At 60.7% G+C, this 14,862-nt stretch carries 13 protein-coding genes and 6 pseudogenes; 11 read left to right on the top strand and 8 right to left on the bottom strand.

Annotation, left to right across the window (positions count from 1 at the left end):
- The 5 pseudogenes from FHT76_RS37300 to FHT76_RS37275 form a co-directional block, all read left to right on the top strand.
- Window positions 1–138: pseudogene (locus FHT76_RS37300) on the top strand (HlyD family type I secretion periplasmic adaptor subunit); the annotation flags it as partial.
- A gap of 408 nt (window positions 139–546) precedes the next feature.
- A pseudogene (locus FHT76_RS37290) lies at window positions 547–669 on the top strand (2-deoxy-D-gluconate 3-dehydrogenase); the annotation flags it as partial.
- Window positions 660–1,046 (top strand): annotated as a pseudogene (locus FHT76_RS37285) (IS30 family transposase); the annotation flags it as partial. The pseudogenes FHT76_RS37290 and FHT76_RS37285, both read left to right, overlap by 10 nt.
- A gap of 38 nt (window positions 1,047–1,084) precedes the next feature.
- Window positions 1,085–1,303: pseudogene (locus tag FHT76_RS37280) on the top strand (SDR family oxidoreductase); the annotation flags it as partial.
- 468 nt (window positions 1,304–1,771) lie between these two features.
- Window positions 1,772–2,147: pseudogene (locus FHT76_RS37275) on the top strand (ribonuclease activity regulator RraA); the annotation flags it as partial.
- 133 nt (window positions 2,148–2,280) lie between these two features.
- Here FHT76_RS37275 and FHT76_RS37270 read toward each other — a convergent pair.
- The 5 genes from FHT76_RS37270 to FHT76_RS37250 are packed head-to-tail and all read right to left on the bottom strand — an operon-like array spanning window position 2,281 to window position 7,168.
- Window positions 2,281–3,741, bottom strand: coding sequence for an aldo/keto reductase (locus tag FHT76_RS37270; RefSeq protein WP_259131245.1), 1,461 nt, complete (start codon window positions 3,739–3,741; stop codon window positions 2,281–2,283).
- Between the two features lie 4 nt (window positions 3,742–3,745).
- Complete coding sequence (locus FHT76_RS37265) at window positions 3,746–4,717, bottom strand: branched-chain amino acid ABC transporter permease (RefSeq protein WP_259131243.1); 972 nt, start codon at window positions 4,715–4,717, stop codon at window positions 3,746–3,748.
- Window positions 4,714–5,625 carry a branched-chain amino acid ABC transporter permease gene (locus FHT76_RS37260; protein ID WP_183864729.1) on the bottom strand — a complete coding sequence of 304 codons (912 nt, stop codon included), beginning with the start codon at window positions 5,623–5,625 and terminating at the stop codon, window positions 4,714–4,716. The genes FHT76_RS37265 and FHT76_RS37260 overlap by 4 nt, the downstream gene beginning before the upstream one ends.
- Entirely contained in the window at window positions 5,622–6,362 is a 741-nt protein-coding gene (locus tag FHT76_RS37255) for an ABC transporter ATP-binding protein (protein ID WP_259131242.1), read from the bottom strand. The genes FHT76_RS37260 and FHT76_RS37255 overlap by 4 nt, the downstream gene beginning before the upstream one ends.
- Complete coding sequence (locus FHT76_RS37250; protein ID WP_259131241.1) at window positions 6,359–7,168, bottom strand: ABC transporter ATP-binding protein; 810 nt, start codon at window positions 7,166–7,168, stop codon at window positions 6,359–6,361. Before FHT76_RS37250 ends, FHT76_RS37255 begins: the two co-directional genes overlap by 4 nt.
- A gap of 99 nt (window positions 7,169–7,267) precedes the next feature.
- On the opposite strand from FHT76_RS37250, the gene FHT76_RS37245 reads away from it, so the two are divergent.
- Genes FHT76_RS37245 through FHT76_RS37230 form a run of 4 tightly spaced genes read left to right on the top strand, consistent with a single transcriptional unit; the run spans window position 7,268 to window position 10,715 of the window.
- A complete protein-coding gene (locus tag FHT76_RS37245) occupies window positions 7,268–8,053 on the top strand; it encodes a GntR family transcriptional regulator (RefSeq protein WP_259131239.1) in 786 nt (261 codons plus the stop codon).
- Entirely contained in the window at window positions 8,046–8,396 is a 351-nt protein-coding gene (locus FHT76_RS37240; protein ID WP_183758968.1) for a TIGR04076 family protein, read from the top strand. Before FHT76_RS37245 ends, FHT76_RS37240 begins: the two co-directional genes overlap by 8 nt.
- 10 nt (window positions 8,397–8,406) lie before the next feature.
- A complete protein-coding gene (locus tag FHT76_RS37235) occupies window positions 8,407–9,459 on the top strand; it encodes an aldo/keto reductase (protein ID WP_259131248.1) in 1,053 nt (350 codons plus the stop codon).
- 23 nt (window positions 9,460–9,482) lie between these two features.
- Complete coding sequence (locus tag FHT76_RS37230; protein WP_259186569.1) at window positions 9,483–10,715, top strand: ABC transporter substrate-binding protein; 1,233 nt, start codon at window positions 9,483–9,485, stop codon at window positions 10,713–10,715.
- A gap of 140 nt (window positions 10,716–10,855) precedes the next feature.
- On the opposite strand, the gene FHT76_RS37225 is transcribed toward FHT76_RS37230, so the two are convergent.
- From FHT76_RS37225 to FHT76_RS37215, 3 genes and pseudogenes are all read right to left on the bottom strand, one after another.
- Window positions 10,856–11,629: a Fic family protein gene (locus tag FHT76_RS37225; protein ID WP_259131237.1), complete on the bottom strand. Its 774-nt coding sequence runs from the start codon at window positions 11,627–11,629 to the stop codon at window positions 10,856–10,858.
- 71 nt (window positions 11,630–11,700) lie between these two features.
- Complete coding sequence (locus FHT76_RS37220; RefSeq protein WP_259131235.1) at window positions 11,701–11,874, bottom strand: hypothetical protein; 174 nt, start codon at window positions 11,872–11,874, stop codon at window positions 11,701–11,703.
- Between the two features lie 173 nt (window positions 11,875–12,047).
- Window positions 12,048–12,431: pseudogene (locus FHT76_RS37215) on the bottom strand (transposase); the annotation flags it as partial.
- Window positions 12,432–12,775: 344 nt separating this feature from the next.
- Here FHT76_RS37215 and FHT76_RS37210 point away from each other — a divergent pair.
- Window positions 12,776–13,090, top strand: a complete 315-nt coding sequence (locus tag FHT76_RS37210) for a helix-turn-helix domain-containing protein (protein WP_183759038.1) — start codon at window positions 12,776–12,778, stop codon at window positions 13,088–13,090.
- On the top strand, window positions 13,083–14,336 hold the full coding sequence (locus FHT76_RS37205) for a type II toxin-antitoxin system HipA family toxin (RefSeq protein WP_259131233.1): 1,254 nt from the start codon (window positions 13,083–13,085) through the stop codon (window positions 14,334–14,336). The genes FHT76_RS37210 and FHT76_RS37205 overlap by 8 nt, the downstream gene beginning before the upstream one ends.
- Window positions 14,337–14,862: the final 526 nt, after the last annotated feature.

Raw genomic sequence — 14,862 nt, 5'->3', positions numbered from 1 at the left:
CAGAACCTCCTCAAGGACAACAAGCTCATCCCCGGAATGCCCGTCGAGGTCTTCGTCCAGACCGCCGAGCGAACCGCCCTCTCATACCTCCTCAAACCATTCACAGACCAAATGATGAAGGCATTCAGAGAGGAATAGCCGGACCAACAACCAGACCGAGCCCTGCAGGTACATCGGACCGGCAACGTTACTGATGCCGCAACCGCACTGGGATGATTTTTTTTAAAAAGCTAACTGAAGTAGATCGCGACTGCCTTGCAGGGGATGGATCAGCCGCTATCGCGCAAATGAGCGATGGAGATCTCGGCCGGTGCTCGGGCTTGTCGGCGGCAGCGGGGGCCTTTCAGTATATTATATCGGCCGCCTTGTGCCTGAGGTCACCGGCTTCATGCTGATCGATGCAGCGATCGCGCGTGACTGGGGGGTTTTCGGCGATGCGTTGAATCATCTCATCCTGCCCGCCAGCACGCCCGGTCAGGAAGCTTGCCGAAATACGGCAGAACAGTCTTGTCGAGACCCTCGTAGTCAATCAGGTAACGAAGCGCCTCCGGCCTTGGCCAGGCGATCGCTATCGCCTTGGCTGCGGCCGGTGACTCGATCGTCGCAGTCGGCCGCTCGGCGATGGACGAAACCGAGGCTGCAGTGCGCCAAGCCGGCGCATTCTTCCACGCAACGACCGTCAGTCACGTCCGGTCATGGACGGCCTCATACAGGCCCTCAAGGCCCTACCCCATCTAGCCCGTCGCTCGATCACCTTCGACCGTGGCACGGAGTTTACGGATTGGCCGTATCTTCAGGCGAGCATCGGCACCCAAACCTGGTTCTGCGGCCCGCAATCGCCGTGGCAGAAAGGCACCGTCGAGAATACCAATGGCCGCGACCGGAAATGGCTTTCGAGAGAGGTCGATCCATTATCGGTCACAGATGCCGATCTTATCGAGATCTGCAACCGGCTCAACGCAACACCCCGCAAATGCCTTGGCTATCGAACCCCGGCCGAAGTCTTCCGCAAGAAACTGCTCGCGCAGATCAGACATGCCGGCTAGCTTGATGAGCCACAAAAGTCGCGGTTCAGCATGAACTCACAGTCAATGCCATTGCGCCAGGCTATTTTGTCACGAACAACACGACAGCTCTGCGCGAGGATCCTGACCGTAGCGCTGGCATCCTTGCCCGCATCCCTGCCGGTCACTGGGGAGATCCCGCGCAACTCGGGGGCGCAGCAGTCTTCCTGGCGTCCAAGGCTTGCGACTATGTCCACGGCATAGTCCTACCGGTCGATGGCGGATGGCTGGCGCGGTAGTTCCATTTGTACGGCGACGCGCACAAGTGTTAAAAAAGACACGCTAGCGAACATTCGGCGACGGCCGCCCTCGCATCAGCTTTGCCTTGCAATTAGGGCATGCTTAATTAGCAATTAGGGCATGCTTAATTACCGTCGTTAGACATCATTTTTCCTGGAACTCGGCCCACACCTCCCGTGGGCCTTTTTTGTGTCCGGGTAGGAAGCTCCTTCAGACTTCGCTCGAACCCAATTATTCAATGAGAGCAGGAAGGAACGACGGTCGATATGGAAGCGCAGGCTTCGGGTGCAGTTTTTTTGGAAAGCGCGCCAAAAAGCGCCGCACCACGCCTAACCGCACTACGGCCTTGGTCGGGGGACATCCGGTCACGCCACAGATGAAAAGAACGGCGAGACCTTCCGATATCAGGGTCTCCCCCACATCTCGGTCGTCCACTTCCAGCCGACCGCAACTGTGACCGTAGTAGCGCGGCGGGAATGGTTCTGGATGACGGGGTACGCGATACCGCCGACATCGTCTCCCTCGGCTTCCCACCTATTGCCTCGGGCCGGCCGCGCCCGCCAATCTGGTGGCGCATCATGCTTCGGACATGAACCAGCCGATTGCATGCGGTGGCGTTGCCGTCTATCCGGGCGACATCATCTTCGGCGACAGTGAGGTCGTCATCGTTATTCCGAAGGAGTACGTCGACGAAATCGCCGACGAGGCGATCGCGATGGAAGAGCAGGAAGAGTTCCTGAAAACGGAAATTGAATCCGGACGTGCGACGGCGTCCATCCTCCTAATGAAGAAACGCTTGCCCGCTATGCGGAATGGAGCAAAGCCCGGACCGTCGAGAGCTGATTGTCGGAATTCGGGCGTCGCGCGATTTCGCGCCGACGCATCCCTTGTGACCGATACCTTTTCCGCGGACCATCGTGAGCAGCCGCTCCTCCTTGGCGGTCACCGGCATCAGCCCGATTTATGTTGCCTGCACTCAGTCGCAGACTGCTTCCGCCTCGATTTCAACCTCGTAGTCCCCGATCAGGTTTCCGGCCTCGATGAGCGTATTGGCGGGCAGGATGGATGAAAAGGCACGGCCATGGGCGCGGGAAACGGGTTCCCACTGGTTTGCGTCGCGCAGATAGATACGGGTGCGGATGACGTCTTCTATACTGCCGCCAAGGGCCGAAATGGAGGCTGCGATCTTGTCGAGAACGTAAGTGGCCTGCGCACCGGCATCGCCGGGTGCGACGCAGCGGTCCGCGCCATGGGTCGCGGTGGTGCCGGAGACGAGGATACGGTTGCCGATCCGGACGGCGCGGCTATAGCCGGCGATCGGCTCCCAGATGCTGCCGGACGAGACGCGCGAGCGGCCTGGACGACCGGGCACGGCCTGAGCGGTGTAGATAGATGGAATGGCATCGAGATGGTGGCTGAGGTCGCCGGATGCGGTGAGGAACGGCGGCTTGCGGTATTCGTCGCCGCAATCGCCGGGAATGGGTTGCGTCTTGGCGAAGGCGGCGTTCAACGCCAGGTGATCCTCTTCCTCGAGCGCGAAGGAGAAGACGTTCAGGTTGTCGCCGCGATGCTCGTTCTCACCGATCCGCGCGCCGACGATGGTTGCGGCGACCGCATCGTGTTCCAGAACCCAGCGGCTCGCGACGTTGGAAATCGAGACGCCATGCGTAGCCGCGATGGTTGCGGCGGCATTGAGAATGCCTTGGAAGGCCTCCCAGCCGCCGGCGGTATCGATGAAGCGCTTGTACTTCGAGCGGCTCCAATCGGCGATCGACGTCGGCTCCGGCTTGTTGAGCCACTTCTCCGAGAGAAGTCCGCCGCAGAGCGTCCCATAGGCAAGAAGCTTGACGCCGCTCTCCGCGCAAAGCTTTGAAAGCGCACCGGCGGCGCGGCGGTCGACCAGGGAAAACGAAACCTGATTGCTGGCGATCTCGATGCCATCGGCGAGCGCCAGCGCCAGATGCCCGGCGTCGAAGTTGGTGAGGCCGAGCGAGCCGATCAGGCCTTCATCGCGCAGGCGCTGCATCTCGTGCAGGGCGTCGAGCCATGCGGGATGCTCGAAGCTCCACCAGTGGAATTGCAGGAGATCCACCTTGTCGACGCCAAGCCGCGTCAGCCGTTCCTCAACGCCGCGACGCACGACATCAGCCGTCATCGGTCCCGGTTCCGGGCACCACTTCGTGAAGGCAACGGGCCGCTGGCCATTGTGATAGCGCGACAGCAGTCGCCCTGTGATCAACTCCGCCGAACCGTAGTGATCGGCCATGTCGAACGTGTCGAAGCCGTCGCGCGCATAGGCCTGCAGCACATTGGCGCCCTTGTCGGGATCGATCACCGTGCCGTTCTTCTCGATGTCGGCCACTTGCCAGAGTCCGCAAACGATGCGGCTGATGGAGAGATCCTTGGTGAGCGCTATGCGTGGGGGCGTGGGGGACATGCTTCTATTCCCTGAATGTCTGTTTTCGCTTGCTGGTCAGCGAGGCCAGCGTATTGGAAGCGCCGAGGATGCCGCGTGGGCGCAGGAGCAGGATGAGGCAGAGCCCGACGCCGATCATGACGATCTGCATCGATGCCGCGCGGGCCTGCTGTTCGGGCGGTACGAGCGCGGAGACGGCGGCGGCCGACAGCGCCCAAAGACCCCAGACCAGCACCGCGCCGAGAATGGCGCCGCGATTGTTGCCGGAGCCGCCGACGATCAGCATCGCCCATACCTGGAAGGTCAGGATCGGCAGATAATTGTCTGGCGCGATAAAGCCGATGAAATGTCCTTGCGCCGCGCCTGCCAGCCCCATGATGGCGCCGCCGATGGTGAAGGCCTGCAGGCGAAAGCGGATCGGCCGTTTGCCGAGCGCCTGTGCCGCGTTCTCATCTTCGCGGATGGCGCGCAGCACGCGGCCCCAGGGACTCTTGGCGAGATGCTGGAGCGCCAGATAGAGCGCCAGCACGACGGCCGCCATCAGCGCGAGATTGGAAAGGGAAAATGCCAGCGGATCAGCGGCAAGGTTTCCGAACGGGCGCGGAATGAAGCCGATGCCGAAGGCGCCGCCGGTCAGCGGCTGCAGGTTAAGCACGCAAAGCTGCACCGTGACCGCAACGCCGAAGGTAGCAATGGCGAGGTAATCGGATCGCAGCCGAATGGTCAGCGCGCCGACCAGCCAGGCGGCAAGGCCGGCGAACAGCGCGCCGCCGAGCCAGCCAATGGCGATCGGCATGTCGAAGCCGCCGAAGCGGCCGGGCGCATCCGGCGTCGTCAATAGCGCCGACACGTAAGCGCCGATCGCGACGAAGGCGGCGATGCCGACGTTGAAGAGGCCGGTCTGGCCCCATTGCACATTAAGCCCGAGGCACATGATGGCATAGGTCAGCGCCATCGTGAGAAAGAAGGCGGCGTAGGCGATCAGATCAAGGCTCATGCCGCTCTCCCGAACAGGCCGCGCGGGCGAAGAAGCAAGACCGCCACGATGATGACGAAGGAAACAGCCGCACGCCACTCCGCGCCGACGATCTGCACGGCGGCAGCCTCCGACAGGCCGACGATCAATCCGGCGATCATCGCGCCCGGCACGCTGCCGATCCCACCAAGGATCGCGGCTGCAAACAGCGGCAGCAGCAGGTCATGGCCAAGATAGGGGCGGATCTGCACAAGCAGCCCGGTCATGATGCCGGCGATGCAGGCAAGGGCAGCGCCGACGAACCAGACGACGCGGATCACGCGGCGCACATCCACGCCAGCAATGCCCGCCAGAGCCGGGTTTTCGCTAACAGCGCGCATCGAGCGGCCGATATCGGTCCGGGTCATCAGCAGGTGGATGGCGACGACCGCCACCAGTGACAGGCCGAGCGACAGGAGCTGATCGGGCGTGGCGCGCAGGCCGCCGCCGATCTTCACGGCGATCTGCAATGCCTTGGTGTAATAGACGGGCTTGGAGGTGAAGATGAATTCGAGCAGGCTGCGCAGCGCAAGCGAGGCGCCGAAGCTCGCCATGACGAGGATGATGATCGCGCCGCCGCGCGCTCTCAGGCGGGCGAACAGCACCGCATCGACGGCCAGCGCCAGCAAGCCTGTGAGCAGGATCGCGATCACGGCTGCAAGCGGCAGCGACCAGCCGAAGGAGAAGGGGCCGATCGGCTTCGTCAGCGTGGTCGACAAGAGCCCCATGCCGCCGCTGACCGCGAGCGCCAGATAGGCGCCCCAGGACAGCATCTCGCCATGGGCGAAATTGGCAAAGCGCAGGATCGAATAGGTGAGCGTCACGCCAATAGCGCCGAGGCCGATCATGGCGCCGGCAATCAGGCCATCCATGAGAAATTGCGGGTTCATGGTGCCTCCGACGCTTGCGTGGCGGTGCCGAGATAGAGCTTGGCGATCAGCGGGTCGCCGAGCAGCGAGGCGGCCTCGCCCTCGTGCCTGATCCTGCCTTCGACAAGGATGACGGCGCGGCTGGCGATCGCCAGCGCCGCCTTGATGTTCTGCTCAACGAGAATGACGGTAACGCCGCCGGCGTTAATCTCCTTCAGCATCGAAAACACCTCGCCGACGATCCTCGGTGACAGGCCGGCCGAGGGCTCGTCGAGGATGAGCACGGAGGGATCGACGATCAGCGCGCGGGCGACTGCCAGCATCTGCCGCTGCCCGCCCGACAGCGCCCCGGCAAGGCGCGAAGGCTTGCTGGCGAGGTCAGGAAAGCGACGGTATAGCGCGGCAATCTGTTCGGAGCGCTGCGGCTTCGGCAGGACAGCGGCAGCAAGCTGCAGGTTTTCGTGAATGGTCAGCGTCGCGAAGATGTTTTCGGTCTGCGGCACGAAGGCAAGGCCTTCGCCGATCTTGCGGTGAGACGCGACGCGGGTGATCTCCCGCTCCCCGAGCATCACGCTTCCTGAGTGGATCGGCACCACGCCGGCGATCGCCTTGACGAAGGTCGACTTCCCGGCGCCGTTCGGTCCGAGCAGCACCAGCAGCTCGCCCGGCGCCACCGAGAGATCGACGCCGCGCACGATCGGCAGGTCGGGTTCGTATCCGGCGATCAGCGCATGGGTTTGAAGCGCTGTCGCTGTCATGCCGCCGCTCCGAGATAGGCTTCGATCACATCGGGATTGGAGGCGACGTCCGCCGGCGTGCCCTCGGCCAGCGGCTTGCCGAGCGCCATGGCGACGACGCGGGAGCAGAGCCGCGACACCATGTCCATATTGTGCTCGATCAGCAAGATCGACTTGCCCTGCGCATTGAGATCCAGCACGCGTTCCATGATCGTCTCCAAGAGCGCCGGGTTGACGCCCGCCGCCGGCTCGTCGAGCAGGATCGCTTGCGGATCCGCCATCAGGATGCGCGCGAGCTCGAGCAGCTTGCGCTGCCCGCCCGACAGCACCTTTGCGGGCTGTCCCCCAAGGCCGGACAAGGTGACGAACTCCAGCAGCGCGCGCGCCTTCTCAATCGCCAGCCGCTCCTGCTGCCTGACATGGCCGAAGCGCAGGAAGTTGGCGACCAACCGCTCGCCGTCCTGCGCCTGTGCGCCGACGAGCACGTTCTCGAGCACGGTCATCTCAAGAAAGGGCTTCGGGATCTGGAAGGTACGGCCGACACCGCGACCAATTCGTCGTTCCGGGCTTTCCTGCGACACCTCCCGACCACCGATCCAGATTTCGCCCGACGTCGGCTTGAGACTACCGGCGATCAGATTGAACAGCGTTGTCTTGCCGGCCCCATTCGGGCCGATGAGGCCGACCATTTCGCCTTCGCCGAGCCTGATTGACATGCCGCCGACGGCCACGTTGCCCTGAAACGACTTCATTAGTTCGCGCGCGTCGATCACGGCTCTCGCGGATTCTGCCGCTTTCTTTGGGGCGTCTGGCATTGGCAAGGGCATGGAGAAAGAAGTCTCTTGATTTGATCGGTGATGTTTGATCAAACTTTACCCCATGTTTAAAAGCAACCGAAAAAACCGGCCTTCCACGGACCAGGCTCAATGGTAGTCCAGACGGGGGTAGTACCGTCTGCAGGAGCCCAGGCGAGGACGCCCGCCGATGGCGGTCACTACCGTGACGACGCGCTCGCTCCGGTCGGGCGCGAGACGCTGCAGGACCGCGTCTACTCGCAGCTCCGGAACTCGCTGATCAACGGCATGTTCGATGCAGGCGATGTTTTGCGCATCGTCGATCTCGCCGAGCGGCTGCAGACCAGCACCATGCCGGTGCGCGAGGCGCTTGGGCGCCTCGTGTCCGAACAGGCGCTGGAATCGCTGCCCAATCGCTCGGTGCGCGTGCCACTCATCACCCGTGAACGTCTCGACGATCTCGCCCGCGCCCGCATCTTGATCGAGGGCCAGATGGTTGCGCTGGCGTTGCCCAGTCTGATGGATGACGACTTTGCCGTGCTGAAGCAGATCAATGTCGATTGCGATCTCGCTTTCGAGCAGCATGGCAAGGATATTGGCCATGTCACATCAGCGCTGAACCAGCAGTTTCATTTCCACATCTATCATGCAGCGCGCTCGCAGGTGCTGATCCCGATCGTCGAGAGCCTGTGGCTGCAATCGGGCGCGATAATCCGCAAGGCCGCGCATATTCATGACGAACAGGGCGGACTTGCCGCCACCAATCATCACTGGGCGCTGATCGATGCGCTCGAAAAGCGCGATGTCGAGGCCGCGATCCGATCGCTTTCCAACGACATCAGCCGCTCCTTCGATCTGATCCGCGGGCGGCTGGACGCCGAACCTGAAGATCACGCGCCGGGAGACCATCATGGCTGAACCCATCGACGACGGCTTCGACCTTTTTGATCTGAGGGTCGACGTGATCATTCCGGAAGGAGGCGCGGTCTATTGCGGCGCCAAGCCGGGCGACCATTTCGAGCTCAAAGGCGAGATGCTGCACCTGCCACAGGGGCAGGGGATTTCGATCTACTCGCTCTCCTCCGTGCTGCCGCTGCTCGCGGCCAAGCAGCGTCCGACAGATCGCAACGACTGGATGACGACGGACGCCGACATCGCTTGCCCGGATCCCAATTGCTCGACACGGCTCAGGATCACCCGCACGGGCCTGCGCCGTTTCAGCCATGCCGCCACCACGGCGGTTCCCTTGAATGACGAGTAGGCCGACCAATATGCAGCGCATCACCATCGCCCCCGGTTACGCAATCTCCCGCGTCATTCGCGGCGGCTGGCAGCTGGCGGGCGGCCATGGCGCAATCGATGGCGAGAGCGCCCTCGAGGACATGATTGCCTTTGCCGATGCCGGCATCACCACCTTCGACTGCGCCGATATCTATACCGGTGTCGAGGAGCTGATCGGCCGTTTCCGCGTTGCCTACAAAAACCTGCGCGGCACTGAGGCCCTCTCGCGCATCCGCGTCCACACCAAGTTCGTTCCCGATCTCACGGTCCTGCCAAACATCAGCAAGGCTTACGTCGAAGGCGTCATCGATACCTCGCGCAAGCGGCTCAACCTCGATTGCCTCGATCTCGTTCAGTTCCACTGGTGGGCCTATGATATCGAGGGCTGGCTGGCGACGGCGAGCTGGCTGAAGGAGCTGCATGAGGCCGGCAAGATCGGCAAGATCAGCGGGACCAATTTCGACACCGATCATATCGAGGCGATCATCGGCTCCGGCGTGCCCTTCACCTCGCTGCAGCTGCAATATTCGCTGCTCGACCGGCGCCCGGAAAAGCGCATGGTGGCGCTTGCTCAGGAGAAGAGCTTCGCCTTGCTTTGCTATGGCACGGTGGCCGGCGGCTTCCTGGGCGATCGCTGGCTCGGCCAAAAGGAGCCGGAGCATCCGCTCGAAAACCGGTCGCTCACGAAATACAAGCTAATCATCGATGATTTCGGCGGCTGGGACCTGTTCCAGGTCCTGCTATCGACGCTGCGCGGGATCGCCGACCGCCACGGCACCGATATCGCGACCATCGCCAGCGCCGCCATGCTGACCAAGCCTGGCGTCGCGGCCGTGATCGTCGGCGCCCGCAATAGGGATCACCTGCAGTCCAATCTCGCCATCGCCGATATCGTGCTCAGCGAAACGGACAGGGCCGAGATTGATGCGGTCCTTGCGCATTCAAAGCCGCTCGACGGCGACGTTTATGCGCTGGAGCGGAACAGGGAAGGCCGCCACGGCAGCATTATGAAGTACAATCTCAACAAAGGGGAACAAAAATGAGAACGACATTCCTGCTTTCCGCCATGGTCGCTGCCCTTGCTGCGTCCACGGCGCCGACATTGGCGGCCGACTGCGACATCACCGTCGGCCTCGTCATGGAACTGACCGGTCCGGCCGGTGAATATGGCAAGGCGGGTGCCAAGTCCGTCGAGATGGCTTTCCGCGATATCAACGACGCCGGTGGCGTCAATGGCTGCAAGGTCGTGGCCGATACCCGCGACGGCCAGAGCCAGGGTAACGTTGCCGTCGATCAGGCGACGCAGCTCGTTAACATCAAGAAGGTGCCCGTCATCATCGGCGGCATCATCTCGTCAGTCTCGATCCCGATCCTGACATCGGTGACGGCGCCGGCCGGCGTCGTGCAGGTATCGCCTGCATCGTCTTCGCCGACGCTGACCGAGCTTGGCCGCAGCGGCAAGACCAACGGCGTCTTTTTCCGCACCATTACCTCCGATGCGCTACAGGGCACGGCGGCTGCGAAGTTCGCGATTGATCAAGGCCTGAAGAAGATCGCGATCATCAACGTCAACAACGATTTCGGCGTGAACATGGTCAAGGAGTTCGCGACCGCCTATCAGAAGCTCGGTGGCACGATCACCTCGACCACGCCCTATAACGAGAAGCAGTCGAGCTACGCCTCGGAAGCCAGCGCCGCCATGGCCGGTGATCCCGATGCGCTCTATCTCGTCAGCACTCCCGTCGATGGCGCCACCATTGCCCGCGCCTGGGTTTCCGGCGGTGGCAAGCAGACATTCCTGTTGAACGACGGCATGAACTCCAAGGACTTCATCGAGAGTGTCGGCGCGCAGTATTTGGAGAACGCCTATGGCACCTCCTCCGGCACCAGCCCGACGGCGTCGACCGAGTATTTCAACGGCAATTATGAAGCCTTCTCCGGCGGCATCTCGCCTTCTGCCCCGGCCGCTGACCGCTCCTATGATGCCGGTGCGATCGTCGCACTTGCCATCGCCAAGGCGGGCAAAGCGGATGCTGCCGCCATCAAGGCTGCGGTGCCGGGAGTGGTGGCCGAAGGCGGCACGCCGATCCATGCCGGCAAGGAAGAGTTTGCCAAGGCTCTGCAGCTCATCAAGGACGGCAAGCCTGTGAAGTACGAAGGCGTCATCGGCCCTGTCAGCTTCGATCAATACGGCGACATCACCGGCCCGTTCCGTCTCTGGAAGATCACCAATGGCGAGGTGACGACTGTTGGCGAATTGAGCGCCGAAGAGGTCAACAAGATAAAGACCGCGAAATAAGCGAAAAAGGCTCGGGGATCCCCCCGGGCCACTACTATCCTTTTCTAGGGTTTTCAGAAGCTTAGCTCATTTGAATAGTGCCGCGCTGGTTCTGTTCCCTTCAACTGCAAACCATTCAGATGGGCCTGACATCCGATTCATCAGGAAAGACCGTACCAGGCGCCGCGGCCGGCACCGTGCAGGATGAGGTGCCCTTGATCCACAAGTGCCTTGAGATGGTCCTTGATGGTGTGACGGCTTGCATTGGTGATCCGGGCAGCCTGCGCGACCGTAATCCGCCCTTGCTCGCGCGCCAACTCGAGCAATGTAACGGATAATTCCGCCATGTCGGCGAGGATAATACGCTCGCGCTCCATTTTCTTCTCAAGCCGGGTCTTCTGCCGATGCAGGGCTCTCAAAAAATACTCGATCCAGGGATTCCAGTCGGGCTGCGCGCTGCGGATCGTTCCCTGCGTGCGCCGAAGCGAGATGTAATAGCTCTCCTTGCTTTGCTCGATGATGCTTTCGAGCGAGCTGTACGGGACGTAAGCGTAGCCGGCCCGCAGGAGCAGCAAGGTGGTCAGAATACGCGATAGGCGGCCATTGCCATCCTGAAATGGATGGATTTCTAGGAAAACGACAACGAAGATCGCGACGACCAAAAGTGGATGGAGCCGCTTTTCTCGCCCTTGCTCATTCAGCCAGGCGATCAGTTCCTGCATTCGACGCGGCGTATCGAACGGCGAGGCCGTTTCGAAAACGATGCCGAGGCTCTCGCCCTCTTCGTTAAACGCTTCCACGTTGTTGGAGAGGGTTTTGTAGGCGCCGCGATGCCGCTCGGCCTTTGTCGAATGCGCAAGAAGGTCGCGGTGGAGCTGACGGATATGATTCTCGGTGAACGAAATAGCTTCGTAAGTATTGAAGATGGTCTCCATCACCTCCGCATGACCCGAGGCGGATATTTGCCAGCAGCTTTTTGACCTCCGGGTCGGTCAGGCGTGCCCCTTCAATACGTGTGGAGGAACCGACGTTCGATCGTGGCGACACGCCGAAGGATGGACAGCCCCTCAGGCGCGATCCGGCAGATCGCACGCCAAGCACCTTTGAATTCGTCGATTTCGGCGATGAGCGAAAGGATTTCGGGCGTGATCGGGACGGTCGCCGTGTTTAGAAATTCCATATTCCCATCCAATTCATGAGACACTCTCATGTACTATTATCCATCCGTTTCCATCCAATTACTACGAGATAGTTTGTCAGATCGGTCATTTGATCGCGCGCTACGTGTCTGGCCAGTCCTCACACGAGCGGATCATCGGCGGCCGCTTACGGTAAACGATCAGACTGACTAGTCTAGTCACCTGAATCTGAAGTTCGGTTCATTGTCTTCTGGCAAAAGCGTTTGACCGACGCGAGGATCTGGTCGGCGGATTTGACCCACTTGTATGGGGTGGGATTGTCGTTGTGGGTTTCGATGAAAGCGTCGATGTCGGCTTCAAGTTCTGCAGTGGAACGGTGTACGCCGCGCTGCAACTGTTTTCGCGTCAGCTCTGCGAACCATCGCTCGACCTGATTGATCCAGGATGCCGACGTTGGCGTGAAGTGAACATGCCAGTGTGGGCGGCGCGCGAGCCATGCCTTGACCCTTGGTCTCTTTTGGGTGGCATAGTTGTCCATCACCAGATGCACGTCCGGCCCATTGGGCATTTCGGCGTCAATCCGCTTCAAAAAGTCGAGGGCGGACATTTTCCAGCACCCGCTTCGAGGACATCGGTGCAATACGTACCTCGCGGAATTCGGACATTTTTTTCTGAAAATGACGTGATGAGAGATCGTGTTTGGGCATGCTCATTCCATTTCTTGTCAGCACCGGTGCCGAGGGCGAGCGGAAATAAGCGTCGGCGTTTAACGAAGCATGTAAGGTGGGGACGCCTCGCGGCGTCGTCTGAAAACGTCATTAATGATATGTAAACAGATCATGTGTTCTGAAATGATCCGTATGTTTATCTTTTTGTTTGACTGGAAGGGATGATCTTGCTAGCTCACCCACCAGCTCTAAGAAGACGGGACGGGTAAGGATGATGGCACGCTCCGAGTCAAACGCACTGCTGGATATCGGGCAACTGCTGAAGGCCGCTCGTAAGGTCCAGCGATTAACCCAAGAGCAGGTCGCCGACATGGCAGGCATATCGCGGCCTCGATACCGTGAAATCGAGGCTGGAAGTAGCGCCGCGCGTACGACGACTTTAATCAACATCGCCCGTGCTCTCGGGCTTGAGCTAATGCTCATCCCGCAGGCGATGGTGCCGGCCGTCGATGCTTTACTGCGGCCACACGACGATCTCGATGATCTTCCGGCATTCGTTGCAAATCCAGGCGGTGAACGTGGTGACTGAGGCCTTTCCCAATCCGAGATCCATCTCGTCGCTCGACGTGCTGCTGAACGACGTGAAGGTAGGCACGCTCGTAAGGACGCCCGGTGATTTCAACGCGTTCAGTTTCGATGATAGCTATCGCGCGACCGGCGGATTTCCCGTTCTTAGCCTGTCTTTTCGCGCCGCCAACGGGGGCTTGCGCAAAGACCCGAAGCCTATTGCCAGAGCCTTGCCGGCGTTCTTCGCCAATCTTCTCCCAGAGGACAAGCTGCGCGAGGCGATGGAAAAGCATCACGCCGATAGCATACGCGCCGGGAACGATTTCGACCTGCTTGTCGCACTCGGCTCGGACCTGCCGGGTGCCGTCCGCGTCGTGCCGAGCGACGGAACTGTGGTGCATCTCAACGATATACAAGTCCCGAAACCGAAAGCCCGGTTTTCGCTTGCAGGTGTGCAAATGAAGCTCTCAGTCATCAAGAACACGGGGAAGGGCGGCGGCGTGACCCTGCCGCTTGGTGACGAGCAGGGGTCGTATATCGCCAAGTTTCCGTCCACCTCATTTCCCGGCGTCTCGGAGAACGAGTATGCCAATCTTGCTTTGGCAGAAGCGATCGGCATGGAGGTGCCGGAACGCGAACTTGTCGAGCAATCGGAGCTCGAAGGAATTCCAAAAGAGTTCGAAACGCTGTCAGATGGAAAAGTCCTGCTCGTCAAACGCTTCGATCGTAGCATCAATGGTGAGCGGATCCATATCGAGGACTTCGCCCAGGTCTTCGGCGTCAATCCTTCCCGGAAGTATGAAGGAGCCGCCTATCATGATATCGCTGCGGCCTTGAACATTGCCGTGTCGTCCGCAGCCGCTCTCGAGTTCGCCCGCCGATTGGCTCTAGCTGCCTTGACGGGCAATGGCGACATGCACCTGAAAAACTGGTCATTGATCTATCGAGGTGTCGGTGACAAACCGGATCTCGCGCCTGTCTATGACGTGCTCTCGACGATCCCGTACATCCCGGCGGACGCCATGGCTCTGTCGCTCGCCGGCGAGCGTCCTTTCAAGGCATTGGATGCACAGCGATGGAAAGCCTTCGCCAATCGCGCGCGATTGCCGGAAGCCGCGGTTTTGAGGGTGGTGGTCGAAATGGTCGAGCGCGTAAATGGTCGCTGGTGGTCGCTACCGGAACGCGAGGTCGTTCCGGCAAAGGTTCTGGAGCGCATGGATGCACATGTCAGGCTGATGACACCGATCCTCTGCACATGTGCAACCTGAGTACCCGGTGGACCTCAAGGATCATGCTGATTTGTCGGCCTTGTCAGCCATCGCACGATAGGAGACAAGATCGGCGTTTTATCAACTATTATCAAGAACGTTGATCTTCTGTCCCGCTGTCAGCGTCGGCCATTCCTGGCTTGGGAACCTGCCTGAAGGCGCCTCCGACGATCGTCGTGGCCTGTGCATGACCCGGCTATGTCGAACGGGATCTCGTTGGCAAGACCGATCTGATTTTGATGAGGGAAAGTCTCCTCTACACTTGGATGTCCTTTCGATATGACATCAAAGCAGCGGAACTGCAGAGTCGCTGGTTCGGATCCCTCACATCAGGTCCCTCTAGGTGCTACTCTTCCGTGGCCAGGCCGTGAGTGCGATATCGATTAGCCGTTTCAACAGAGCATCGCAGGCGCCGTCCCTGACGCTCCGTCTGCACGCCGCGCAAGCTCTGCTTGAAAAGGCCGGTTGCGCCATCGACCGAGCAATCCAGAACCCGAATGCTGAAACGGTCAGCAAATGAGGAGCG

The sequence above is a fragment of the Rhizobium sp. BK176 genome (assembly GCF_024808055.1).
This window is presented reverse-complemented; position numbering and strand designations above follow the sequence as displayed.